The sequence below is a fragment of the Streptomyces sp. NPDC015131 genome (assembly GCF_043079975.1).
GTDB lineage: Bacteria > Actinomycetota > Actinomycetes > Streptomycetales > Streptomycetaceae > Streptomyces.
On record NZ_JBIBVB010000002.1, the window covers coordinates 52,394 to 74,646 of the forward strand.

Consider the following 22,253-nt stretch of genomic DNA (forward strand, 5'->3'; position numbering starts at 1 on the left):
GGGCTCGGACGAGGGAGGGGCCCGGAGGAAGTTCAGACGAGGGAGGTGAGGAAGCGGCGCATGGCCTCCTCGTAGCGGTGCGGGTCGGCGTTCCACATGGCGGCGTGGGGGGCGTCGCGGATGGTGTGGAGGGTGACCAGGTCGGTGCGGAGGGAGGCGAGGTCGCGGGTGGTCGTCCAGGGGGCGATGCGGTCCTCGGGGCCGTGGAAGACCAGGGTGGGGACGCGCAGTCCGCGCGGGTCGGCCGCCTCCGCGAGCCGGTCGCCGTGGACGCCGGTGCTGCCGCGGGCGGCGCGCACGGCGAGCGGGAGCAGCGCGGCGGGGACGCGCCGGGCGGCGACCAGGGCGCGCACGGTGGCCTCCCAGTCGAGGACCGGGGAGTCGAGGACGAGGCCGCTGATCCGGTCGCGCAGGCCGGAGTTGGCGGCGGCGTGCAGGGCCATGGCGGCGCCGGTGGACCAGCCGTGCAGGACGACGCGTTCGGCGCCCTGGCGCACGGCGTGGCGGATCGCGGCGTCCAGGTCGCGCCACTCGGAGTCGCCGAGGTGGCTGAGCCCGCCGGCGGGGCGGGGCGCTCCGGGGTCGCCGCGGTGGCTGACGGCGAGCACCGGGAGGCGCATCCGGTGCAGGAACCCCATGACGTTCATCGGGTGCTCGCGGGTGGCGCCGATCCCGTGGACGGCGATGACCCAGGTGGAGCGGGCGGCGGGGACGTACCAGGCGGGCAGGGCGCCGAGTTCGCCGGGGACCTCGGTGTCCTGGTACTCCAGCCCGAGCGCCCCGGCGGGGGTGCCGGTGTGGAGCCGGGGGGTGAGGCGGACGCGCCCGCCGACCTCCAGCCGTCCGGTGACGACGCGTTCGAGGCGGCGTACGACGGTGTCGGGGCTGTGCGGTACGTCGTCGAGGACGGGGCCCACGACGGCGTGGACGCCGGGTCCGGTGAGCCCGTAGGTGCCGGGGCGCCGGGAGGCGAGGCAGCGGGTCAGGGTGACCTGTCCGGCGGCGGTGGCGTGCACGGTGAGCCGGGGCTCGCCGGGCAGGGGCCGGTCGGAGGGCACCTTGAGCGCGGCGCTGCTGGCGTACCGGCCGGCCGCGACCGCGACCGCGCCGGCACCGATCATGGTGGTGACGGCCGCTGCCGTCGCTGTAGCCGGGCGCACCGTCCCAGTGTCGGCACCCCCGCGCCCCGGCGCCAGTGGGCGGCCTCCGCCGGGGTGTCGGCCCGGGCGGGCGGTACCCGGCGGCCGGGAGGTCGGCGTGTCGGCCCGGGCGGGCGGCACCCGGCTGTCGGGAGGTCGGCCCGGAAGGTCACCCCTGAAGGCCAGCCCGGAAGGTCAGCCCGGAAGGTCGGCCCGGGAGGTCAGCCCGGCTGGCCGTAGCCGCGGAGCTTGTCGTGGGCCGTGCGCAGTTCGCCGTCCGACAGCAGGCTCGGCGTGTGGCCGGGCACGGACCGGGCGGTGAGCCAGACGCGGCACATCCACTCCAGCTGGGCCGTGCGGTCGTACGCCTGGTCCAGGGTGTCGCCGTGGGTGACGGTGCCGTGGTTGCGCAGCAGGCAGCCGGTGCGGCCGTCGAGGGCGCGGAGCATGTGCGCGGCCAGTTCCTCGGTCCCGTACAGCGCGTAGGGGGCGACGCGGACGGGACCGCCGAGGGCCGCCGCCATGTAGTGGATCAGCGGCAGCTCGGTGACGAGGGTGGAGACGGCGGTGGCGTGCACGGCGTGGGTGTGGACGACGGCGCGGGCCTCGGTGCTGCGGTAGACGGCCAGGTGCATGGGCAGCTCGCTGGTGGGGGCGAGCCGGCCGCGCACCCGGGTGCCGTCGAGGTCCACGGCGACGGTGTCGTCCGGGGTGAGCCGGTCGTAGGGCACGCCGCTGGGGGTGACGAGGACGAGGTCGCCGACCCGTACGGAAACGTTTCCCGAGGTCCCGACGACCAGCCCGTCCGCCACCGTCCGGCGGGCGGTGGCCACCAGCTCGTCCCATGCCTGAGCGATCGCGTCCTGTGTCATGCACCCGATCATGGCACCCGCCGCCGCGCGGGGGCCGTCGCGGGGTTCGGGGTGACGTATGTCTCCCCGGCGGCGGGCGGGGCGCCGGGAGGGCCCGCCGGGCCTGCGCGGGGGTGGAAGCGGAAGGACCGCATCGCACTGGGGGTCACCATGGCGCCCGGCCCAGTTCACCTTCCGTTCACTCAGGTTGCCTACGTTCGCCGAGCCACTGACGTCGAACGATTGCCTGGGTAAATGGAACACATCACGCTGCTGCTCGCCATTGTGGTCGTGACAGCTCTCGTGTTCGATTTCACGAACGGTTTCCATGACACCGCCAACGCGATGGCGACCACCATCTCGACCGGCGCGATGAAGCCCAAGACGGCGGTGGCCATGTCCGCCGTGCTCAACCTGGTCGGCGCCTTCCTGTCCGTCGAGGTCGCCAAGACGATCTCCAGCGGACTCGTCACCGAAGACGGCATCACCCCCGAAGTGATCTTCGCGGCGCTCGTCGGCGCGATCCTGTGGAACCTGCTGACCTGGCTCGTGGGCCTGCCGTCCAGCTCCTCCCACGCCCTCATGGGCGGCCTCGTCGGTGCCACCGTCGCCTCCGTCGGCATCGGCGGCGTCAACGGCGGCGTCGTCGTCACCAAGGTCCTCATCCCGGCCGTCGCCGCGCCGCTGGTCGCCGGCATCGCCGCGATGCTCGCCACCCGCCTGACGTACCGGGCCGGGGCGCACGTCGGGGAGAAGACCGGCCGCAAGGGCTACCGCGCCGGACAGATCGCCTCCGCCGGCCTGGTCTCCCTGGCCCACGGCACCAACGACGCGCAGAAGACGATGGGCATCATCACCCTCGCCCTGGTCGCCGCCGGCGCCCTCGCCCCCGGCTCCAACCCCCCGGTATGGGTGATCGTCTCCGCCGGTGTGGCCATCGCGCTCGGCACCTACCTGGGCGGCTGGCGCATCATCCGCACCATGGGCAAGGGCCTCACCGACCTCCAGCCGCAGCAGGGCTTCGCCGCCCAGACCAGCGCCGCGGCCGTCATCCTGGCCTCCTCCAACCTGGGCTTCTCGCTCTCCACGACCCACTCCTGCTCCGGCGCCGTGATGGGCGCGGGCCTCGGCCGCAAGGGCGGTGTGGTCCGCTGGTCCACCGCCACCCGGATGTTCGTCGCCTGGGGCCTGACGCTCCCGGCCGCCGCGCTGGTCGCCGCCGCCTCGGAATTCGTCACCAAGCAGGGCGACTGGGGCGTCGCCGTCGTCGCGGTCTTCCTGGTGGCCTCCTGCGCCGCCATCTGGCTGATCTCGCGCCGCCAGGTCGTCGACCACACCAACGTCAACGACGTCGAGGCGGAGGAGGAGCCCGCGGGCGTCGTCACCACCGCCATCGCGGCCGTCACCCCGCCCCCGACCGCCGCCGTCGCCGAGGAGCTGAAGGCCACCATCCCGGCCCCGGCCGGCGAGCCCGCCCCGGCGTCCACTGCCCCGGCCTCCGCCGCCTCGGTGTAAGGAAGAAACAGCAATGAAGATCGACTGGGCAGCTCTCGGCTCCGTCTTCGGGGTCAGCCTCCTGGCCACCGTGGCCCTGGTGGGCCTGTTCACCCTCGGTATCGTCGGGCTCTCCAAGCAGGAGACCGCCTCGGCGAACGGCGGATCGGCCGCCCTCGCCCGCACCGGTGCGTACGCCTGCTTCGCGCTGTGCGCGGCGGCCGTGGCGTACGGGATCTTCCTGATCGTCACCTGACCGGCGGGGCTCCCCCGAGTCGTACGCCGCGCCCCCGGAACGCTCCCGTTCCGGGGGCGCGGCCGGTTCATCGTCGAGGCGGGGCGCCGCTCGCCCCGAGTGAGGACGGAGTGAGGACGAGATGGCCGGTCCGATGCGTGGTGACCACGTCTTCGCCTGCGGCGCCGCCGCCGGGCTCGCCGCCGACCTGGTCCTCGCCGACCCCCGGCGCGGCCACCCCGTCGCCGCCTTCGGGCGCGCCGCGAGCGCCGTGGAGGGCGCCCTGTGGCGGGACCACCGCGGCTGGGGCGCCCTGCACGCCCTGGTGTGCGCCGGGGGCGCGACCGGGGCGGCGGTGCTCGCCGACCGGGCCGTACGGCACCGGGGCGTCCTCCCCGTCGTGCTGACCGCCGCCTCGGTCTGGGCGGTCGTCGGCGGGACGACCCTGGGCCGCGAGGCGCGCGCCGTGGCGGGCGCGCTGGCCGCGGGCGACCTCGACGCGGCCCGCGGGCGGCTGCCCCATCTGTGCGGACGCGACCCGGAGGCCCTGGACGGGCCCGGGATCGCCCGCGCGGTGGTGGAGTCGGTCGCCGAGAACACCTCCGACGCCGTGACCGGCGCCCTCGTCTGGGGCGCGCTGGGCGGCGTACCGGGCCTGGTGGCCTTTCGGGCGGTCAACACCCTCGACGCGATGGTGGGGCACAGGTCGCCCCGGTACCGCCGCTTCGGCTGGGCGTCCGCCCGGCTCGACGACCTGGCCGGCTGGCCCGGCGCCCGGCTGACGGCGGCCCTGGCGGCGGTCGCCGGCGGGGACGCCCGGGGCGCGGTACGGGCCTGGCGCGCCGACGCCGCCCGGCACCCGAGCCCCAACGCGGGCCCGGTCGAGGCGGCGTTCGCAGGCGCCCTGGGCGTACGGCTCGGGGGGACCCTCTCGTACGACGGCCGGGTGGAGCACCGGCCGGTGCTGAACGCGGAGGGCCGGGCCGTGGAGGTGGCGGACGTCGAACGGGCGGTACGGCTGTCGCGCCGGGTGAGCGCCCTGGCCCTCGCGGTGTGCGCGGGCGGACGGCTGGCGTACGGGACGGTCCGGCGCGGGCGGGGACGCGGGCGGCGTCGGGGCTGAGGCGCGGGCGCGGGCGCGGTTGCGGTCGCGGTCGGGGCTGAGGCGCGCGGACGAAGTTGGGGCTGAGGGCGGGGAGGCGGCCGGCGTACGGGACGGTCCGGCGGAGGCGCGGGCGGCGGCGGGGCTGAGGGCGGCCGGGGTCCGGCGCCCTCCTCGCGTACTCAGGCGGGTTCGATGAGGAAGACCTGCCCTCCCCGGCCCACGCACCGGCCCATGACGGCCTCGGTCCCCTCGGCCGTGGCCGAGTCCCGGATGCCCACGCACCCCTGGCCGTCGACGCGCAGCACGTACCGGCCGCCGGTGTACGACCCGGACGCCTCCAGCCGGAACAGGCTGCCCTGCCGGCAGTCGTCGAACGGCTCCAGCAGCCCGGCGCCCGGGCCCTCGGCGAGCGCCTTGAGGCAGCCCTTGCCGTAGTCGGGGTGGTGCCACTGGATCCGCACCCTGTCCCCGCCCACCGGCTCCAGCCGGGTGGCCTGCGGGGCCGTCTCGGCGCACGGCCGCTGCACCGCCACCAGCGGGGTGTACCGGCGGTCCCGTACCCGCCCGTCCGTCACGCACATGCCGGGAGCCGTCACCGGCCGGATGCGCACCCAGCCGCTGGGCGGCGCGAAAGCGCTCGCGGGACCGGCGGTGCCGGGACCCGGGGTGGCGGGGGAACGCGGGGCCGGGGCACCGGTGTCCCCGCCCCGGCCCGCCGTCGGCCCCCCGGCGGCGGCGGTCACCAGCCAGGCGCCGGCGAGGATCAGCACCGGGACGGCCACCTTCACCGCCAGGGCCGCGCCCCGGCCACGCCGGACCGGTTCCGCCGGTGCGGCATCGGCGGGCCGCCCCTCGGGGGCATCGGAGGGCCGGGTGGACGGCCGCCCTTCGGCGATCCGGTCCCGGGCCCGGAGCCACCGTTCCAGGTGCTCGCCGTCCCCGCAGGCCCGTACGAACGCCGCGAGCTGGTCGGGCCTCGGCAGGACGTCCCGGCCCAGCATCCCGGCGGCGGTGCTGCGGGGAAGGACGTCCCCGGCGCCGGCCGCGCGCTCCTCCAGCTGCCGGTACGACAGCCCGGACGCGTCCTTCAACCGCCGCAGGGCCCTCACGAACCCGGCCGTGTCGTCCACTTCCGCGAGGTCCCGGACCGGCTGCTCCGCCATGGGGAAAAGCGTCGCCGCCCGCGTCCCGGGCCGTCAACGACGATCCTCGCCAATTGCCGGGCCCGGGCCGCGCGAGGGTGCCGGAGCCCCATGAGGGGCCGCCGGCACCGCGCCGTCCCCGCTACCGGGTGCGGTAGGTCATGCTGGTCGCGCCGATGCCCCGGGGGCACTCGGCCTTGTTGTACTCCCAGCGCCAGCCGGGGCTGCTGCCGTACGAACGCCCGTTGGCGCACTTCACCGTCACGGACACGTCGACGCCGGCGCACTTCGCGTGCGCCCGCCCCCGGTCCGTGTAGTCGATCCACTTCGAGCAGGCCAGCGCACCGGCCGGTGCGGTCGGGGCGGCCTGGGCGGCGGGTGCCAGGCCGAGGACCGTCACGCACCCCATCGCGGCTGTCGTCGTCGCCACAGCGATCTTCTTGAACATGGAGTTCTCCCTCTGTCCGTTCGTTCATGTGCGGGAAGCGGTACCGGGCGGCCGGCCGGTCGAACGGGAGAAGCCTGTGCCGGTGCCGCCCGGACCGGCAAGGGCTCCCGGCCGTCCCGGACACCCGCGCGGTGTCCGGCCTGGTCAGGGGTGCTGTCCCGGGCCTTCCCGGACAGCGGGGAGAATGGCGGGAGCGGGCCGGCGGCAGGGGCCCGGTGGTGGCGTGGCGAGACGGGACACGGGTCCCGGCGGGTGAGGCGGAGGCGGGACATGGGGCGGCCGGGCGCGAGGCGGAGGCGGGACGTGGGGCGGCCCGGCGCGAGGCGAAGGCGGGACATGGGGCGGCCGGGCGCGAGGGGCGGGGCATGAGGGGCGGGGGGCTGCTGGTCGCGGGCACCACGTCCGACGCGGGCAAGAGCGTCGTCACGGCCGGCATCTGCCGCTGGCTGGCGCGGCAGGGCGTGCGGGTCGCGCCGTTCAAGGGGCAGAACATGTCCCTCAACTCGTACGTCACCCGAGAGGGCGCCGAGATCGGGCGTGCCCAGGCCATGCAGGCAGGGGCGGCCCGGGTGGAACCGTCGGCGCTGATGAACCCGGTGCTGCTCAAGCCGGGGAGCGACAGCTCCAGCCAGGTGGTGCTGCTGGGGAAGCCGGTCGGCGAGCTGAGCGCGCGCGGCTACCACGGCGGGCGGCAGCAGACCCTGCTCGGCACGGTCGTGGAGTGCCTGGAGGAGCTGCGGAGCACGTACGACGCCGTGATCTGCGAGGGCGCGGGCAGCCCGGCCGAGATCAACCTGCGGAGCACCGACATCGTCAACATGGCGGTCGCCCGGGCCGCCCGCCTGCCCGTGGTCGTGGTCGGCGACATCGACCGGGGCGGGGTGTTCGCGCAGTTCTTCGGGACGACGGCGCTGCTGTCGCCCGAGGACCAGGAGCTGATCGCGGGGTTCCTGGTCAACAAGTTCCGGGGCGACGTGACGCTGCTGGAGCCGGGTCTCGACATGCTGCTGGGGCTGACCGGCCGCCGCACCCTCGGTGTCCTGCCGTACGCCCACGGGCTCGGCATCGACGAGGAGGACGGGCTGCGCGTGTCGCTGCGGGGCGCGGTGCGCGAGTCGGTCGTCGCGCCGCCGGCCGGTGAGGACGTGCTGCGGGTCGCCGTCTGCGCGGTGCCCCTGATGTCCAACTTCACCGATGTGGACGCGCTGGCCGCCGAGCCGGGTGTGGTGGTCCGCTTCGTGGACCGCCCCGAGGAGCTGGTGGACGCCGACCTGGTGGTGGTGCCCGGGACGCGCGGCACGGTGCGGGCCCTGGCGTGGCTGCGGGAGCGGGGCCTCGCGGAGGCGCTGGCGCGGCGGGCGGCGGCGGGCCGTCCGGTGCTGGGCGTGTGCGGCGGTTTCCAGATGCTGGGCGCGCACATCACGGACGAGGTCGAGTCGAGGGCCGGCGAGGTCGAGGGGCTCGGCCTGCTGCCGGTACGGGTGCGGTTCGCCCCGGAGAAGACCCTCGCCCGGCCGGTCGGCGAGGCCCTGGGCGAGCGGGTCGAGGGGTACGAGATCCACCATGGTGTCGCCGAGGTGCTCGGCGGTGAACCGTTCCTCGACGGGTGCCGTGTCGGGTCGGTGTGGGGTACGCACTGGCACGGCGCGCTGGAGAGCGACGCCTTCCGCCGGGCGTTCCTCCGGGAGGTGGCCCGGGCGGCCGGCCGGCGCTTCGTCCCCGCGCCCGGCACGTCCTTCGCCGCGCTGCGGGAGGAGCAGCTCGACCGGCTCGGCGACCTGATCGAGTGGTACGCGGACACGGACGCGCTGTGGAAGCTGATCGAGCAGGGCCCGCCCACCGGGCTCCCGTTCGTCCCGCCGGGAGCGCCGCCGGGAGTACCGGGAGGGCCGCCGGGAGTACCGGGAGCGCCGTGAGTACCGGGAGCACCGTGAGTACCGGGAGCACCGTGAGTGGCCGGAGTGGCCGGAGTGGCCGGAGTGGCCGGAGTGGTTGTGGGAGCGGCGTCGCGGCGGTCGGTGGCACCTCGGCCGGTCGGCCGGCGCCGCCGCCTGTTCCCGTCACGGTGTCCCGTCGCGCGACCCCGTACCGCCGTGTGCGCCTGCGGTTGTTGAATGTGGGTCACGGGTACACCGCTGGGGAGACACCGGAGTGTTAGACCCTGGTCATGGAGCGCTACGGGGAGGCCGGCGGCCTCTCCTCCCCCACCCCCCACTTCACCCCCACCAGGCGGCCATGTATACCCACACCGACACTCACGATCTGCGGCACCACGGTGACGCGGAGATCCGGGACGAGAAGCTCACCGACCTCGCGGTCAACGTCCGTACCGACACCCCGCCCGCCTGGCTGCGGGAGCGGATAGCGGCCTCCCTGACCGGACTGGCGGCCTACCCGGACGGCCGGGCCGCCCGGGCCGCCGTCGCGGCGCGGCACGACCTGCCGCCCGAGCGGGTGCTGCTGACGGCCGGCGCCGCCGAGGCGTTCGTCCTGCTGGCTCGGGCCCTCCCGGTGCGGCGGCCGGTGGTGGTGCACCCTCAGTTCACCGAGCCGGAGGCGGCGCTGCGGGACGCGGGCCACCGGGTGCGGCGGGTGCTGCTGCGCGAGGAGGAGGGCTTCCGGCTGGACCCGGCGGCGGTGCCCCGGGACGCCGACCTGGTGATGGTGGGCAATCCGACGAACCCGACGTCCGTGCTGCACCCGGCCGCCCTGCTGGCCCGGCTGGCCCGCCCCGGGCGGACGCTGGTGGTGGACGAGGCGTTCATCGACGCGGTGCCGGGCGAACGGGAGAGCCTGGCGGGGCGGACGGACCTGCCGGGGCTGGTGGTGCTGCGCAGCCTCACCAAGACCTGGGGCCTGGCCGGGCTGCGCGTCGGTTACGTGCTGGCCGAGCCGGACACCGTGGCGGCGCTGGAGCGGGCGCAGCCGCTGTGGCCCGTGTCGTCGCCGGCGCTGGCGGCGGCCGAGGCGTGCATGTCGCGGGCGGCGCTGGCGGAGGCGGAACTCGCGGCGCACCGGACGGCGGTGGAGCGCGCCCATCTGCTGGCCGGGCTGGCGGAGTTCGACGAGGTGCGGGCGGTCGCGGCGGCGGAGGGGCCGTTCGTGCTGGTCCGCATGGAGGGCGCGGACGCGGTACGGGAGCGGCTGCGGACGCTGGGCTTCGCCGCGCGGCGCGGCGACACCTTCCCGGGCCTGGGCCCCGAGTGGCTGCGGCTGGCGGTACGGGACCGCGCCGTCACCAACCGGTTCCTCCAGGCCCTGGACCAGGCACTGGTGATGTCCGGCCACGCGGCGGACCGCTGAGGGACGGCACGCGGGCCCTCCCGGCCACCGGGCGGCGCGCGGCCGGCGGGCGGCGGGCGGCCGGCGGGTGACTGCGGAGGGCTGGGCGGGCCCCGGCGGGTGACTGCGGAGGGCGGCGCGTGGCCGGCGGGTGACTGCGAGGGGCGGTGCGTGGGCCCCGGGGTGGGCCGCCGGGTGAGGCCCGTGGGACGGGGGCGTCACCCGGCGGCCGGCGGGGTGCGGCTTCCGTCAGTCGCGGGCCCGGGCGGCGCGGGCGCGGCGGGTGAGGGCCAGCGCGCCGGCGCCCGCGGCGAGCAGCGCGAGGGACCCGCCCGCGAGGTAGGGAGTCATGGAACTGCCGCCCGTTTCCGCGAGGTTGGCCTCCTCCGGTTCCGCCGCGGTCTGCGGCACCACGTCCGCGGGGCGGGGCTCGGCGGGCTCGGGGTCGGCCGGCTGCGGGGCCGCGGGCGCGGCCGCCGGCTTCGGGGTCTCGCAGGTGGCCTCGGCCAGGGTGACCGTGCCGGTGACCTCGGCGACGTTCGCCTTCAGCGGGTTCACCGAGACGGTGAGCCGCAGGGCGGTCGCGGCGGCGGTACGAGAAGTGGTCTGCGTGCGGGAGAGGTCGAGGGTCACCTCGCCGACGCCCTGGACATCCACCGTGGTCGGGCCGCCGGCGGTGAGCGTGACCCGCTTGCCGAGGACGGTGACGCGCCCGAGCGCGTTCGCCTCGGCGACCGGCTCCTTGCCCGCTTCGCAGGTCGCGCGGGAGGTGACCTTCTCGACCTCGATCAGGGAGAGCAACGGCAGCCCGGGGACGTGCACTTGGGCGTGGGCCAGCTCGCTGCGCCCTTCCGCCCGCCGCTCGTCGGCGGTGGCCTTCGCGGTGGCGACGTCGGCCCGCAGGACGCTGACGGGTCTGCCCTGCTCGACGCCGTCCAGGGTGACGGTGAGCGCGGTCTTCTCGGCGGTGGCGGGCGCCCGCACCTCGTTGAGCGTGGCCGTCAGCGGCACCTGGACGGTCTTGTTGAGCAGGGCGACGTCCAGGTCGGTGCGCAGGACGACCGCGGTCGCCCGCCCGGGCTCCCCGCCGGTGGCGTGCGCCGCGGGCGCGGTGAGGAGTACGGGTCCGGCAGTGAGCGCCGTGGCGACCGCGACGACGGCGGCGGTGCGCCTGCGGGCGGGCGGGCGCGGGGTGTTGCTGTTCACGGTGGTGGAACCCCCACTGGAGACAGGGGCGTCGCCGACCCCCCGGCTCACGGGAACACATGAACGGCGGCGACGCGGGACACCGGAATACTTACGCACGGAGAGTGAACCGGCGGGAACCTGACGTGAGTTCACCCCAAAGGGGGTTTCCGCTCCCGTATTCGAATATTCCGGCACGGGCGTTCGCCCGAACCCCATCCGCTCCACCCTTTCGGCCGGTCCACCCAGGTCGGGAGCGGGCGAGGGCCGATGACAACGAGCATCGGGCGGCCGTCGTCACGGGCGCGTCAACAACCGGCTGCGCCCCCAGCGGACGGGCGGGCGTACGGGTGGACGTGCGCGCGGGTGGACGTGCGCGCGGGTGGCGTCAGCCGACCACGCGGCCGTTGAGGATCACCCGGCGCGGCGCGGCGAGGGCCCGTACGTCCGCGCGCGGGTCCTCGTCGTAGACGACCAGGTCCGCCGGGGCGCCCTCCTCCAGGCCGGGCCGCCCCAGCCAGGCCCTGGCCCCCCAGGTGGTCGCCGACAGGGCCTCCAGGGGCGGGATGCCCGCCGTGACCAGCTCGGCGACCTCGGCCGCGACCAGCCCGTGGGCCAGGGAGCCGCCCGCGTCGGTGCCCACGAAGACGGGGACCCCCGCGTCGTACGCCGCCCGCACGGTGTCGTACCGGCGCTCGTGCAGCCGCCTCATGTGGGCGGCCCAGCGCGGGAACTTGGCCTCCCCGCCCGCCGCGAGCCCGGGGAAGGTGGCGATGTTGACGAGGGTGGGCACGATGGCCACACCGCGCTCGGCGAACAGCGGAATGGTGTCCTCGGTCAGCCCCGTGGCGTGCTCGACGCAGTCGATGCCCGCCTCGACCAGGTCCCGCAGCGAGTCCTCGGCGAAGCAGTGGGCGGTGACCCGGGCGCCGAGGCGGTGCGCCTCCGCGATGGCGGCCTCGACCTCGGCGCGCGGCCAGCAGGCGGCCAGGTCGCCCGCGCCGCGGTCCAGCCAGTCGCCGACCAGCTTGACCCAGCCGTCGCCGCGCCGCGCCTCCCGGCCCACGTACGCGACCAGGTCGGCCGGCTCGATCTCATGGGCGTAGTTGCGGATGTAGCGGCGGGTACGGGCGATGTGCCGGCCGGCCCGGATGATCTTCGGCAGGTCGTCGCGGTCGTCGATCCAGCGGGTGTCGGCCGGCGACCCGGCGTCCCGGATCAGCAGCGTGCCCGCGTCCCGGTCGGTGAGCGCCTGCTTCTCGCTGGTGGCCGCGTCGACCGCGCCGTGGGCGTCCAGACCGACATGGCAGTGCGCGTCCACCAGCCCGGGCAGCGCCCAGCCGGTGACGGTCCTGACGTCCCGGGCGGCGGAGGGACGCTCGTACGTGATCCGCCCGTCGACCACCCACAGCTCGTCCCGGACGTCCTCCGGTCCGGCCAGTACCCGTCCCGTCACGTGCAGCACCACGGTCATGTCCAGCACTCTACGAGGGCGGAAGTACGCTCGGCCAAGCAGATCCGCACCGCGCGCACCGCACGCACGCACCGCACGAACCGCGCGCACCGCACGCACTGAGAAGAGAGCCTCCCGTGACGCACCCCCTCCTCGACCTGCCCCCGCTGACCGCCGACCGGTTCGCCGCGATCGAGCGGCGCGTGGCCGCGCTGCTCGACACCGAGCAGGACGTGGTGATCACGCAGGGCGAGGCGCTGCTGCCGCTGGAGGGCTGCATCCGCAGCGGCGCCCGGCCCGGTTCCACCGCGCTGAACGTGGTGACCGGGCCGTACGGCCAGACCTTCGGCGACTGGCTGCGCGACTGCGGCGCGACGGTGGTGGACCTGGAGGTGCCGTTCCACACGGCGGTGACCGCCGCCTCGGTCGCCGGGGCGCTGGAGCGGCACCCGGAGATCGACTTCGTGTCCCTGGTGCACGCCGAGGCCGCGACCGGCAACACCAACCCGGTCGCCGAGATCGGTGAGGTGGTCCGGGCGCACGGTGCGCTGTTCTACCTGGACGCGGTCGCCTCGATCGGCGCCGAACCCGTCCTGCCGGACGCCTGGGGCGTCGACCTGTGCATCATCGGCGCGCAGAAGGCGATGGGCGGCCCCGCGGGCGTCTCGGCGGTGTCGGTCAGCACGCGCGCGTGGGAGCGGTTCGCCGCCAACCCGGCCGCGCCGCGCCGCTCCTACCTCTCGCTGCTGGACTGGAAGGAGCGCTGGATCGACGGCGGGCGCAGGGCGCTGCTGCACGCCCCCGCGCAGCTGGAGATGCTGGCGCTGGAGGCGTGCCTGGACCGCATCGACGCGGAGGGCCTGGACGGGCTGATGGCCCGCCACGCCTCGGCCGCCGCGGCCACCCGCGCGGGCGCGCTCGCGCTCGGGGGCGGCCTGGAGCCGTACGTGCACGAGGCGAAGGAGGCCGCCCCGGTGGCCACCACGCTGCGCGCCCCGGCCGGGGTGGACGCCTCGGCGCTGGTGCGCGAGGCGCTGGCGGGCGAGCCGTCGCTGCCGCTGGCGGCGGGGGGCGGCGCGCTGGCCTCGGAGATGATCCGGGTGAACCACTACGGCGTGGACGCCGACCGGGGCGCCGTGGAGTCCTCGCTGTCGGCCCTCGGGGCCGCCCTGGGCCGCCTGACCGGCACGGCGGGCGACGTCCCGGCCGCGCTGCGAGCAGCCGCGGAGGCGTGGGCGTAGCAGCCGCCTTACCGGGGGCCGGGGCGGGGCGCGAAGGCCCGGCTCCGGTGCGCGGCGCGGGAGCGCTAGCGCGGGTGCCTCGCTCCGGCGCCCGGCGGGGGTGCATGAGCGCGAGCGCGGGGTGCCTTGCTCCGGCGCCCGGCGCTCAAGCAGGAACCGGCGGCCCTGGCGCCGGCGCCGGCGCTCAGGCGGGGGCCGGGGCGCCGGCGGGCGCGGCCACTGGGCCCACCGGTGCCACCCGGGCCGCCGCGGAGGCCGTCACGCGCGCGTGCCCGGCCGAAAGCGGGACAGCCGGGAGCGGGACGGCCGGCGGGCGTACGGCGGTGGCGGCCGCGGCGGTCAGCGCGTCGAGCAGGGCCCGGACCGGCGGGGCGAGCGGCCGGCCTGCCGGGACCGCCAGGGAGACCGGCACCGTGAGGCCCGGCAGGACGCGGAAGACGACCCGGGGCGTCGGCGGCAGCGGGCCGACCGGATAGAACACCGTCCAGGACGGTTCGGGATGGTCGGCCAGCTCGTTGAGCGTCTCCCGGAGCGTGGTGAACGGCGGGCCGGGCGTCCAGTCCGGCAGGGCGGCGGTCACCAGGTCGTGGAAGGCGGGGTGGGCAGCGTGCGGGGCGAGCCGCAGGGGCAGCCGGGCCAGCCGTTCGAGGCTCGGCGGCTCGTCGTCGGCGAGCCCGAGGGCCGCCGCGTGCGCCGCGGGCAGCGCCGCGATCAGCGGGTCGGTCCACAGCGGGTGGAGGGTCACCCCGTCGGCCCGCCGCACGGCGCGTACCAGGGCGGCGTCGAAGGTCCCGGAGCGTATGGCCGCGAGGCGGGCCTCCTGCGGGGCGCGCTCCAGGCGCACCCGCAGGCCGGGGCGGTGGGCGGCCAGCCGGTCCAGCGCGCGGTAGACGCGGTCCGCGAACGCCCGCGAGGTGCCGAGCCGGACCAGGCCCTCGGTCCCGGCGGTGATCCCGGCGGCGGTGGCCCGGACCCGGGCCGCGGCGGCGAGCGCGGCGCGGGCCTCCGGCAGCAGCCGCTCTCCGGCGGCGGTGAGCCGGACGTGCCGGGTGAGGCGGTCGAACAGCCGCAGCCCCAGCTCCCGCTCCAGGCGGGCCAGCCCCCGGCTCACCGCGGCCGGGGCCGTGCGCAGCCGCTCGGCGGCCCGCTCGACGTCCAGCTCCTCGGCGACCGCGACGACGTACTCCAGCTCCCGCAGCTCCACTTCCCGGACCCCCACCCCATCGCCGTTGATGATCACTGTGCTGGTCAACCGCTTCCCGGCCGCGTCTTCTTCCCGGTGCGCCCGTCTCGCCATGTACGTGTTTCCGGCGCACGACGGGGCTCGAAACACAGGTACGGCCGGGAGGGCCGGAACGACTCACCGCGCCCGCCGCGGTTCGCGGACGGAGACCGGAGGTCCAGGGGGTGGGGGATGCGTCGCTCCGACACCGGCACCGACACCGGCATCACCGCGCCGCGCCGATGCCGCGACATTGCCGCGGCGGAACGCGAATAGGAATACGGTATTGCTCAATGCATAACGGCAGGTGTTTTATGGGAGGCAGCTTCCGGCCTTCTTCTGCCCGCTCTCCGGGATCCTAAACGCAAAGATTTCATAAGGACGCGCCGGGCAATCCGGGCGTCCGTCAAGGCGCTTATCGGCATGTGACCGAATCCACATGCCGCCCGTTTTGCCCGTGCATATCCGGGCAAACAGCGGCCTGTGCCGACCGATCCCCGATCGAACTCGCGCCCGCGCGATAACACAGGTCAGGCGCCCACCCAACCCCTCACCCCGATGCATTTTCTGAAATTGCTGGGTAAGTTGCATCCGCATGACCGCAGCACAAGCAGACCTTGCAGGTGTCCGAAACGAATTCGACCGACCGGCCGCCCAGGCCGCACCGGCCATCGGCATCGACACGCCGCGAGTGGAGGACGGAGCCGCGATCTGGCGCATCGCCCGCGACTCCGAGGTCCTGGACCTCAACTCCTCGTACAGCTATTTGCTGTGGTGCCGTGACTTCGCCGCCACGTCTTTGGTGGCGCGCGGCGCCGACGGCGAGCCGATCGCTTTCGTCACCGGTTACATCCGCCCGCAGCGCCCCCAGACCCTGGTCGTCTGGCAGGTGGCCGTGGACCGGGAGCACCGGGGACAGGGCCTGGCCGGTGTCCTGCTGGACGCGCTCACCGCGCGGGTGTCCGGCCAGGGCGTCCACACCGTGGAGACCACCATCACCCCGGACAACACCGCGTCCGACCGCCTCTTCACCTCCTTCGCGGAGCGCCGGGGCGCGTCCCTGGAGCGGGAGGTCCTCTTCGACGGAGGGCTGTTCCCCGAGGGCACGCACGAGCCCGAGGTGCTCTACCGGATCAGCCCGATCGCCTGACCGGTCGCCCACCGGTCAGGCCGCCCGGGCGCCCGTCGCCCGGCCGTCCATCGCCCGGTCGGCGCCGTGGAGCGCGAGCGCCCGCGCCGGCCGCCGCGCGCAGGGCCCGCCCCGTAACGGGACGCCAGGGCCCACCCCGTACTCGTACGACGGCATCCGCCCCGTACCGCACGCCGTGAGACACCCCCACCGAGGAGACGAACCGCAGTGACCATCACCCCGCCCGCCCTGAGCGTCTTCGAGACCGTGGAGTCGGAGGTGCGCAGCTACTGCCGCGGTTGGCCCGCCGTCTTCGACCGCGCGCAGGGCGCCCGCCTGACCGACGAGGACGGCCACTCCTACCTCGACTTCTTCGCCGGTGCCGGCTCGCTCAACTACGGCCACAACAACCCGGTGCTGAAACGCGCCCTGCTCGACTACCTGGAGCGCGACGGCATCACGCACGGCCTGGACATGGCGACGACCGCGAAGCGCGCGTTCCTGGAGTCCTTCCAGAACGTGATCCTGCGGCCCCGCGACCTGCCCTACAAGGTCATGTTCCCGGGCCCGACGGGCACCAACGCCGTGGAGGCCGCGCTGAAGCTGGCCCGCAAGGTGAAGGGGCGCGAGTCGATCGTGTCGTTCACCAACGCCTTCCACGGCATGTCGCTGGGCTCGCTCGCCGTGACCGGCAACGCCTTCAAGCGCGCCGGCGCCGGCATCCCGCTGGTGCACGGCACCCCGATGCCGTTCGACAACTACCTCGACGGCCAGGTGCCGGACTTCCTGTGGTTCGAGCGGCTGCTGGAGGACCAGGGTTCCGGCCTGAACAAGCCGGCCGCCGTGATCGTGGAGACCGTGCAGGGCGAGGGCGGCATCAACGTGGCCCGGCCCGAGTGGCTCCGCGCGCTGCGGGAGCTGTGCGACCGGCAGGACATGCTGCTGATCGTCGACGACATCCAGATGGGCTGCGGCCGTACCGGCGCCTTCTTCTCCTTCGAGGAGGCGGGGATCACGCCGGACATCGTCACCCTGTCGAAGTCCATCAGCGGTTACGGCCTGCCGATGTCGCTGTGCCTGTTCATGCCGGAGCTCGACGTGTGGGGCCCGGGTGAGCACAACGGCACCTTCCGCGGCAACAACCCGGCCTTCGTCACGGCCACCGCCGCGCTGGACACCTACTGGGCCGACGGCCAGATGGAGAAGCAGACCATCGCCCGCGGCGAGCAGGTCGAGCAGGCGCTGCTGGCGATCTGCGACGAGAACTCCGCCTACGGCGCCCACTTCCGGGGCCGCGGCCTGGTCTGGGGCATGGAGTTCACCGACAAGTCCCGCGCCACGGCGGTCTGCGCGCGCGCCTTCGAGCTGGGCCTGCTGGTGGAGACCTCCGGCCCGCAGAGCGAGGTCGTCAAGCTGCTCCCGCCGCTGACCGTGACGCCCGACGAGCTCGACGAGGGCCTGCGCACGCTGGCCCGCGCGGTTCGCGAGACCGCCTGACGCGCCGCGCCACCCGACCGACCGACCGCCTGACTTTTCTCGCGGGCACCGCAGTACGAAAGGAAAGTGCACCACCGTGATCGTCCGATCGTTCAAGGACATCGAGAACACCGAGCGCCATGTCAAGGCGGCCTCCGGCACCTGGGAGTCCAAGCGCATCGTGCTCGCCAAGGAGAAGGTCGGCTTCTCGCTGCACGAGACCGTGCTGTACGCCGGGACCGAGACCTCCATGTGGTACGCCAACCACATCGAGGCCGTGCTCTGCGTCGAGGGCGAGGCCGAGCTGACCAACGACGAGACGGGCGAGAAGCACTGGATCGAGCCGGGCACCATGTACCTGCTCGACGGCCACGAGCGCCACACCTTGCGCCCCAAGACGGACTTCCGCTGCGTGTGCGTCTTCAACCCGCCTGTCACCGGACGGGAGGACCACGACGAGAACGGTGTCTACCCGCTGCTCACGGAGGAGGGCTGAATCATGACCACGACCACCACCGCCACCGCCACCCCCACGGCCACCGTGCAGGACCTCTACCCCACCCGGGGCGCGTCCGAGGTCGTCACCCCGCGCCAGGACCCGGTCGTCTGGGGCCCCGCGACCTCGCCCGAGCTGCAGTCGTTCGAGCGTGACGGCTTCCTCGCCGTCGACCAGCTCATCACGCCGGACGAGGTCGCCGTCTACCGTGCCGAGCTGGACCGGCTCGTCACCGACCCGGCCGTCCGCGCCGACGAGCGCTCGATCATCGAGCCGCAGTCCCAGGACGTGCGGTCGGTCTTCGAGGTGCACCGGATCAGCGACGTGTTCGCACGGCTGGTGCGCGACGAGCGCGTGGTGGGCCGGGCGCGCGAGATCCTCGGGTCGGACGTGTACGTCCACCAGTCGCGGATCAACGTGAAGCCGGGCTTCGGCGCCTCGGGCTTCTACTGGCACTCGGACTTCGAGACCTGGCACGCGGAGGACGGGCTCCCCCGGATGCGTACGGTCTCGGTGTCGATCGCGCTGACGGAGAACTTCGACACCAACGGCGGCCTGATGATCATGCCGGGGTCGCACCGGACGTTCCTCGGCTGCGCGGGTGAGACGCCGAAGGACAACTACAAGAAGTCGCTCCAGATGCAGGACGCGGGCACGCCGTCGGACGAGGCGCTGACCAAGTTCGCCGACGCGCACGGCATCCGCCTGTTCACCGGAAAGGCGGGGTCGGCGACCTGGTTCGACTGCAACGCGATGCACGGGTCGGGCGACAACATCACCCCGTTCCCGCGCAGCAACGTCTTCATCGTGTTCAACAGTGTGGAGAACACGGCGGTGGAGCCGTTCGCGGCGCCGGTCCGGCGCCCGGAGTTCATCGGCGCGAGGGACTTCACGCCGGTGCGGTGAGACGCCGGGTGCGGTGAGACGCCGGTGCGGCGAGGGCCGCACGGGTACGCGGAGGGGCGGGACCGGGGTGCGGTCCCGCCCCTCCGCGTGTGCGCACCATGAGCGGGCCGGGCGGTCAGACGGCCAGGGCCGGGTAGTCGGTGTAGCCGCGGTGATCGCCGCCGTAGAAGGTGGCGGTGTCGGGGGTGTTGTACGGGCCGTTGGCCCGCAGCCGGGCCGGCAGGTCGGGGTTGGCGAGGAACAGCGCGCCGAAGGCCACGAGGTCGGCCGTGCCGTCCTCGATCAGCGCGAGGTCCTCGGCGCTGGTCGGCCCCTCGGTCGCCGGGTTCAGCACCAGGGCGCCGCCGAACCGCTTGCGCAGCTCCAGGGTGAGCCCGCGCGAGGCCGGGGAGCCCTCCAGGACGTGCAGGTAGGCGAGCCCGAGCGGTTCGAGCGCCGTGACCAGCGCGGTGTACGTCTCGTCCGGTTCGGGCTCGTCGATGTCGTTGAAGGGGTTCCCGGGCGAGATGCGCAGGCCGGTGCGCCCGGGCCCGATCTCCGCGGCGACGGCCCGGGCGACCTCCACGGCGAAGCGGATGCGGCCCTCCACGGAGCCGCCCCACTCGTCGGTACGCAGGTTGGTGTTCGGGGCGAGGAACTGGTGGATGAGGTAGCCGTTGGCGCCGTGCAGCTCGACCCCGTCGAAGCCGGCGTCCACGGCGTTGCGGGCGGCCGTGACGAAGTCCTCGATCGTCGCCCGCACCTCCGCACCGGTGAGTTCGCGCGGGGTGACGAAGTCCTTCATCCCGTCCGGGGTGTAGAGCTGTCCGGCGGCGGTGACCGGGGACGGGCCGACCGGGCGGAGGCCGCCGGGGTGGTCGGCCAGCAGGTCGGGGTGGCCGATCCGGCCCGCGTGCATCAGCTGGGCGAAGATCGTCCCGCCCCGGTCGTGGACGGCCTCGGTGACCTTGCGCCAGCCGGCGACCTGCTCCTCGCTGTGGAGGCCGGGTGTGCCGGGGTAGCCCTGGCCGACCGGTGAGGGCTGGACGCCCTCGGTGATGATCAGGCCGGCCGAGGCGCGCTGGGCGTAGTACTCGGCGGTCAGGTCGGTGGGGACGCGCCCCGCGCCGGCCCGGCTGCGGGTCATCGGTGCCATGGCGATGCGGTTGGCGAGCCGCGTACCGGACAGGTCGATCGGGTCGAAGGCGGTGGTCATGGTGGCTCCCTGGGCAGATATGTGGTCGGCCAATTAACTGGACTGCTCCCACTGTAACCTATTCGTTGGCCGACCAAGGTAAAATCGGTGACAACGGCGCCGGGGCTCGTAACCTGGACCCGGACACCGCCGGTCCGTCGCCGGCCCCGCACCGGTCCTCGCCGGTCCTGTACCGGCCACCACCGGTCATCGCCCGAAGGAGATCCCCCGATGACAGCCCCCCAGCGCGCGACGCGGCACGCGGAGGCGGGCGCCGAGCCGTCCGCCTGCGCCGACGCCATCCCCTCGGCGGCACAGTGCGGCCCCCTCAGCCACACCCTGTCCCGGGTGGCGCGGCTGCACCGCTTCGCCGCGGGCAAGCTCCTGAAGGAGGCGGGCATCTACCCGGGCCAGGAGTTCGTGATGATGCACCTGTGGGACGCCGGGCCGGTCCGCCAGTCCGAGCTGATCAAGGTCGTGGACCTCGATCCGTCCACGGTCACCAAGATGCTCCAGCGCCTGGAGCAGACCGGGCACGTGCGCCGCTCCCCCGACCCCGCCGACCGCCGGGCCGTGCTGGTCGAGGCGACGCCGGCGAGCTGCACCCTGCACGCGCAGGTCACCGCGGCCTGGAGCGACCTGGAGGACCTCACGCTCGCCGGGCTCGACGCCGGGGAGCGCGCCGAGCTGGCCCGCCTGCTGGGCAAGGTCGAGGCGAACCTGTGCAAGGAGGCGCCGGGCTGCCCCGCGACGCCCCCGGTACGGTCCTGACAGGGTCGGGTACGCGACCCCAGACCCGGCCCGGTCCTGACCAGGCCCGGGTACGCGGCCCGGACCCGGATCCGGCGCGGCGCCGGGCCCGGGCCCGGACCCGGCGCGGGAGCGACCCGGCGCGCGGACGACCCGGGCGCGAGGCCGCCGCTCAGGAGAGCGCGTCGAGCGCCCGGTCCACGTCGGCGGCCGAGTTGTAGAGGTGGAAGGCCACCCGGAGGTTGCCCGCCGCCGAGGAGACGACCACGCCCGCCTCGGCCAGGGCGGGCTGCCGCGCGCCGAGACCCGGGACGGCGACCACGGCGGAGTCGCCGGGCACCGGGGCGTGGCCGATGCGGACCAGGCCCTCGCGGAAGCGGGCAGCCAGCGCCGTGGCGTGGGCGTGCACGGCGTCGACGCCGATCTCGTCCAGCAGGGCCAGGGACCGCGCGGCCCCGTGGTACGGGAGGAAGGCGGGCGGCTCGTCGTAGCGGCGGGCGGAGTCGGCGAGCGGTCCGGCCGGGCCGTAGGGGTCCGCCAGGTCCCGGGCGGCCATCCAGCCCGCGTACACCGGCGGCAGCGACTTCTGCGCCTCCTCCGTAACAGTCAGGTACGACACGCCGCGCGGGCCCATCAGGAACTTGAACCCGGCCGTCACGGTGTAGTCGTACGCCCCGGCGTCCAGCGGCAGCCACCCCGCCGCCTGGGTGGCGTCGACCAGGGTGCGCGCCCCGTAAAGCGCCGCCGCCTCCCGTACGGCCGCCAGGTCGGCGACGCGGCCGTCCGCCGACTGCACGGACGAGAAGGCGACGAGCGCCGTCCCCGGCCGTACCGCGTCCGCCAGGTCCGCGAGCGGCACGTACCGCGTGCGCAGGTCCCCGCGCACCGCGAAAGGGGTGATCAGCGAGCCGAAGTCGCCCTCCACGCACAGCACTTCGGCGCCGGGCGGGAGGGCGCTCGCCACCAGCCCCACATGGACGGCGACCGAACTGCCCACGGCGACCCGGTCGGGTGTGACGCCCGCCACCCGGGCGAACCCGCTCCGCGCGTCCTCCACCGCCTCGAAGCTGCCGGACCCGCCGGCGGTCCCGGCGGCGAGCCCCTCCGCCAGCGCGGTCACCGCGGCCACGGCCCGGCGGGGCAGCAACCCGCACTTGGAGGTGTTCAGATACGTCACGGAGGGGGCGAACTCGTCGCCACCGAGAGGCTTTTCCATGCCCCCAGCCTGGGTCCCGGGCCGCACCCGGTCAATCGGGTGAGCCCCCGGCCGCCCCGGGGTGCCGCCCCGAAGTACACGGGGGTGCCGCCCCGAGGTGCTGCCCGGACGCCACCCGGGGGCGGTGGGGGCGGTGCCCCGTATCCGCCGTATGCCCGTTCGGTTAGGCTGGCCTTGCCTGGCACGAGGACCCGCACTCAGGGTCACGGTGCCGCGGGTGGGAGGTCACAGGACGCAACGGCAGAGGCGGGTCGCGGATGAGCAACGGTGATCGGGCGGCACGCCCATGAGGACCACGCCCATGAGGAC

General features: G+C 75.0%; 20 protein-coding genes. 11 read left to right on the plus strand and 9 right to left on the minus strand.

The window, feature by feature from the left end:
* Window positions 1-32: 32 nt before the first annotated feature.
* On the minus strand, window positions 33-1,160 hold the full coding sequence (locus ACF08D_RS05635; RefSeq protein WP_392221273.1) for an alpha/beta hydrolase: 1,128 nt from the start codon (window positions 1,158-1,160) through the stop codon (window positions 33-35).
* 200 nt (window positions 1,161-1,360) lie between these two features.
* Entirely contained in the window at window positions 1,361-2,011 is a 651-nt protein-coding gene (locus tag ACF08D_RS05640; protein WP_392221274.1) for a class II aldolase/adducin family protein, read from the minus strand.
* 234 nt (window positions 2,012-2,245) lie between these two features.
* On the opposite strand from ACF08D_RS05640, the gene ACF08D_RS05645 reads away from it, so the two are divergent.
* From ACF08D_RS05645 to ACF08D_RS05655, 3 genes are all read left to right on the plus strand, one after another.
* Window positions 2,246-3,505, plus strand: coding sequence for an anion permease (locus ACF08D_RS05645; protein WP_392221275.1), 1,260 nt, complete (start codon window positions 2,246-2,248; stop codon window positions 3,503-3,505).
* A gap of 13 nt (window positions 3,506-3,518) precedes the next feature.
* The gene (locus ACF08D_RS05650; protein ID WP_073752768.1) at window positions 3,519-3,740 is read left to right on the plus strand and encodes a hypothetical protein; all 222 of its coding nucleotides are present in this window, start codon (window positions 3,519-3,521) and stop codon (window positions 3,738-3,740) included.
* A 133-nt stretch (window positions 3,741-3,873) separates the two neighbouring features.
* On the plus strand, window positions 3,874-4,842 hold the full coding sequence (locus ACF08D_RS05655; RefSeq protein WP_392221276.1) for a cobalamin biosynthesis protein: 969 nt from the start codon (window positions 3,874-3,876) through the stop codon (window positions 4,840-4,842).
* A 161-nt stretch (window positions 4,843-5,003) separates the two neighbouring features.
* Here ACF08D_RS05655 and ACF08D_RS05660 read toward each other — a convergent pair whose 3' ends face one another.
* Window positions 5,004-5,987 (minus strand): hypothetical protein, encoded by a 984-nt coding sequence (locus ACF08D_RS05660; protein ID WP_392221277.1) that lies wholly within the window; start codon window positions 5,985-5,987, stop codon window positions 5,004-5,006.
* A gap of 121 nt (window positions 5,988-6,108) precedes the next feature.
* A complete protein-coding gene (locus ACF08D_RS05665; protein ID WP_392221278.1) occupies window positions 6,109-6,414 on the minus strand; it encodes a hypothetical protein in 306 nt (101 codons plus the stop codon).
* A gap of 365 nt (window positions 6,415-6,779) precedes the next feature.
* On the opposite strand from ACF08D_RS05665, the gene ACF08D_RS05670 reads away from it, so the two are divergent.
* A complete protein-coding gene (locus ACF08D_RS05670) occupies window positions 6,780-8,330 on the plus strand; it encodes a cobyric acid synthase (protein ID WP_392221279.1) in 1,551 nt (516 codons plus the stop codon).
* A 319-nt stretch (window positions 8,331-8,649) separates the two neighbouring features.
* The gene (cobC, locus tag ACF08D_RS05675; protein ID WP_392221280.1) at window positions 8,650-9,717 is read left to right on the plus strand and encodes an Rv2231c family pyridoxal phosphate-dependent protein CobC; all 1,068 of its coding nucleotides are present in this window, start codon (window positions 8,650-8,652) and stop codon (window positions 9,715-9,717) included.
* A gap of 228 nt (window positions 9,718-9,945) precedes the next feature.
* Here cobC and ACF08D_RS05680 read toward each other — a convergent pair whose 3' ends face one another.
* On the minus strand, window positions 9,946-10,902 hold the full coding sequence (locus ACF08D_RS05680) for an SCO1860 family LAETG-anchored protein (RefSeq protein WP_392221281.1): 957 nt from the start codon (window positions 10,900-10,902) through the stop codon (window positions 9,946-9,948).
* 367 nt (window positions 10,903-11,269) lie between these two features.
* Entirely contained in the window at window positions 11,270-12,355 is a 1,086-nt protein-coding gene (locus ACF08D_RS05685; RefSeq protein WP_392221282.1) for an amidohydrolase family protein, read from the minus strand.
* Window positions 12,356-12,471: 116 nt separating this feature from the next.
* Between ACF08D_RS05685 and ACF08D_RS05690 the strand changes: the two genes are divergently transcribed.
* The gene (locus ACF08D_RS05690; RefSeq protein ID WP_392221283.1) at window positions 12,472-13,575 is read left to right on the plus strand and encodes a pyridoxal-phosphate-dependent aminotransferase family protein; all 1,104 of its coding nucleotides are present in this window, start codon (window positions 12,472-12,474) and stop codon (window positions 13,573-13,575) included.
* Window positions 13,576-13,759: 184 nt separating this feature from the next.
* Here ACF08D_RS05690 and ACF08D_RS05695 read toward each other — a convergent pair whose 3' ends face one another.
* Window positions 13,760-14,827, minus strand: coding sequence for a LysR family transcriptional regulator (locus ACF08D_RS05695; protein WP_392221284.1), 1,068 nt, complete (start codon window positions 14,825-14,827; stop codon window positions 13,760-13,762).
* Between the two features lie 565 nt (window positions 14,828-15,392).
* Here ACF08D_RS05695 and ectA point away from each other — a divergent pair.
* The 4 genes from ectA (at window position 15,393) to thpD (ending at window position 18,804) form a co-directional block, all read left to right on the plus strand.
* On the plus strand, window positions 15,393-15,947 hold the full coding sequence (gene ectA / locus ACF08D_RS05700; RefSeq protein WP_392221285.1) for a diaminobutyrate acetyltransferase: 555 nt from the start codon (window positions 15,393-15,395) through the stop codon (window positions 15,945-15,947).
* 207 nt (window positions 15,948-16,154) lie between these two features.
* Complete coding sequence (gene ectB, locus ACF08D_RS05705; RefSeq protein WP_392221286.1) at window positions 16,155-17,423, plus strand: diaminobutyrate--2-oxoglutarate transaminase; 1,269 nt, start codon at window positions 16,155-16,157, stop codon at window positions 17,421-17,423.
* A gap of 76 nt (window positions 17,424-17,499) precedes the next feature.
* Window positions 17,500-17,898, plus strand: coding sequence for an ectoine synthase (locus ACF08D_RS05710; protein WP_392221287.1), 399 nt, complete (start codon window positions 17,500-17,502; stop codon window positions 17,896-17,898).
* A 3-nt stretch (window positions 17,899-17,901) separates the two neighbouring features.
* Window positions 17,902-18,804 carry an ectoine hydroxylase gene (thpD, locus tag ACF08D_RS05715; protein ID WP_392221288.1) on the plus strand — a complete coding sequence of 301 codons (903 nt, stop codon included), beginning with the start codon at window positions 17,902-17,904 and terminating at the stop codon, window positions 18,802-18,804.
* A gap of 115 nt (window positions 18,805-18,919) precedes the next feature.
* On the opposite strand, the gene ACF08D_RS05720 is transcribed toward thpD, so the two are convergent.
* Entirely contained in the window at window positions 18,920-19,999 is a 1,080-nt protein-coding gene (locus tag ACF08D_RS05720; RefSeq protein WP_392221289.1) for an alkene reductase, read from the minus strand.
* Window positions 20,000-20,209: 210 nt separating this feature from the next.
* On the opposite strand from ACF08D_RS05720, the gene ACF08D_RS05725 reads away from it, so the two are divergent.
* Window positions 20,210-20,749, plus strand: coding sequence for a MarR family winged helix-turn-helix transcriptional regulator (locus ACF08D_RS05725; RefSeq protein ID WP_392221290.1), 540 nt, complete (start codon window positions 20,210-20,212; stop codon window positions 20,747-20,749).
* Between the two features lie 151 nt (window positions 20,750-20,900).
* On the opposite strand, the gene ACF08D_RS05730 is transcribed toward ACF08D_RS05725, so the two are convergent.
* A complete protein-coding gene (locus ACF08D_RS05730; RefSeq protein ID WP_392221291.1) occupies window positions 20,901-21,944 on the minus strand; it encodes an aminotransferase class V-fold PLP-dependent enzyme in 1,044 nt (347 codons plus the stop codon).
* Window positions 21,945-22,253 lie beyond the last annotated feature (309 nt).

What these genes read in the sequence shown, in the direction of transcription:
- ACF08D_RS05640 (WP_392221274.1), bottom strand. Translation starts at nt 2,011, where the DNA reads ATGACACAGGACGCGATCGCTCAGGCATGGGACGAGCTGGTGGCCACC.
- ACF08D_RS05645 (WP_392221275.1), top strand. Translation starts at nt 2,246, where the DNA reads ATGGAACACATCACGCTGCTGCTCGCCATTGTGGTCGTGACAGCTCTC.
- ACF08D_RS05650 (WP_073752768.1), top strand. Translation starts at nt 3,519, where the DNA reads ATGAAGATCGACTGGGCAGCTCTCGGCTCCGTCTTCGGGGTCAGCCTC.
- ACF08D_RS05655 (WP_392221276.1), top strand. Translation starts at nt 3,874, where the DNA reads ATGCGTGGTGACCACGTCTTCGCCTGCGGCGCCGCCGCCGGGCTCGCC.
- ACF08D_RS05660 (WP_392221277.1), bottom strand. Translation starts at nt 5,987, where the DNA reads ATGGCGGAGCAGCCGGTCCGGGACCTCGCGGAAGTGGACGACACGGCC.
- ACF08D_RS05665 (WP_392221278.1), bottom strand. Translation starts at nt 6,414, where the DNA reads ATGTTCAAGAAGATCGCTGTGGCGACGACGACAGCCGCGATGGGGTGC.
- ACF08D_RS05670 (WP_392221279.1), top strand. Translation starts at nt 6,780, where the DNA reads ATGAGGGGCGGGGGGCTGCTGGTCGCGGGCACCACGTCCGACGCGGGC.
- cobC (WP_392221280.1), top strand. Translation starts at nt 8,650, where the DNA reads ATGTATACCCACACCGACACTCACGATCTGCGGCACCACGGTGACGCG.
- ACF08D_RS05685 (WP_392221282.1), bottom strand. Translation starts at nt 12,355, where the DNA reads ATGACCGTGGTGCTGCACGTGACGGGACGGGTACTGGCCGGACCGGAG.
- ectA (WP_392221285.1), top strand. Translation starts at nt 15,393, where the DNA reads ATGACCGCAGCACAAGCAGACCTTGCAGGTGTCCGAAACGAATTCGAC.
- thpD (WP_392221288.1), top strand. Translation starts at nt 17,902, where the DNA reads ATGACCACGACCACCACCGCCACCGCCACCCCCACGGCCACCGTGCAG.
- ACF08D_RS05720 (WP_392221289.1), bottom strand. Translation starts at nt 19,999, where the DNA reads ATGACCACCGCCTTCGACCCGATCGACCTGTCCGGTACGCGGCTCGCC.
- ACF08D_RS05725 (WP_392221290.1), top strand. Translation starts at nt 20,210, where the DNA reads ATGACAGCCCCCCAGCGCGCGACGCGGCACGCGGAGGCGGGCGCCGAG.
- ACF08D_RS05730 (WP_392221291.1), bottom strand. Translation starts at nt 21,944, where the DNA reads ATGGAAAAGCCTCTCGGTGGCGACGAGTTCGCCCCCTCCGTGACGTAT.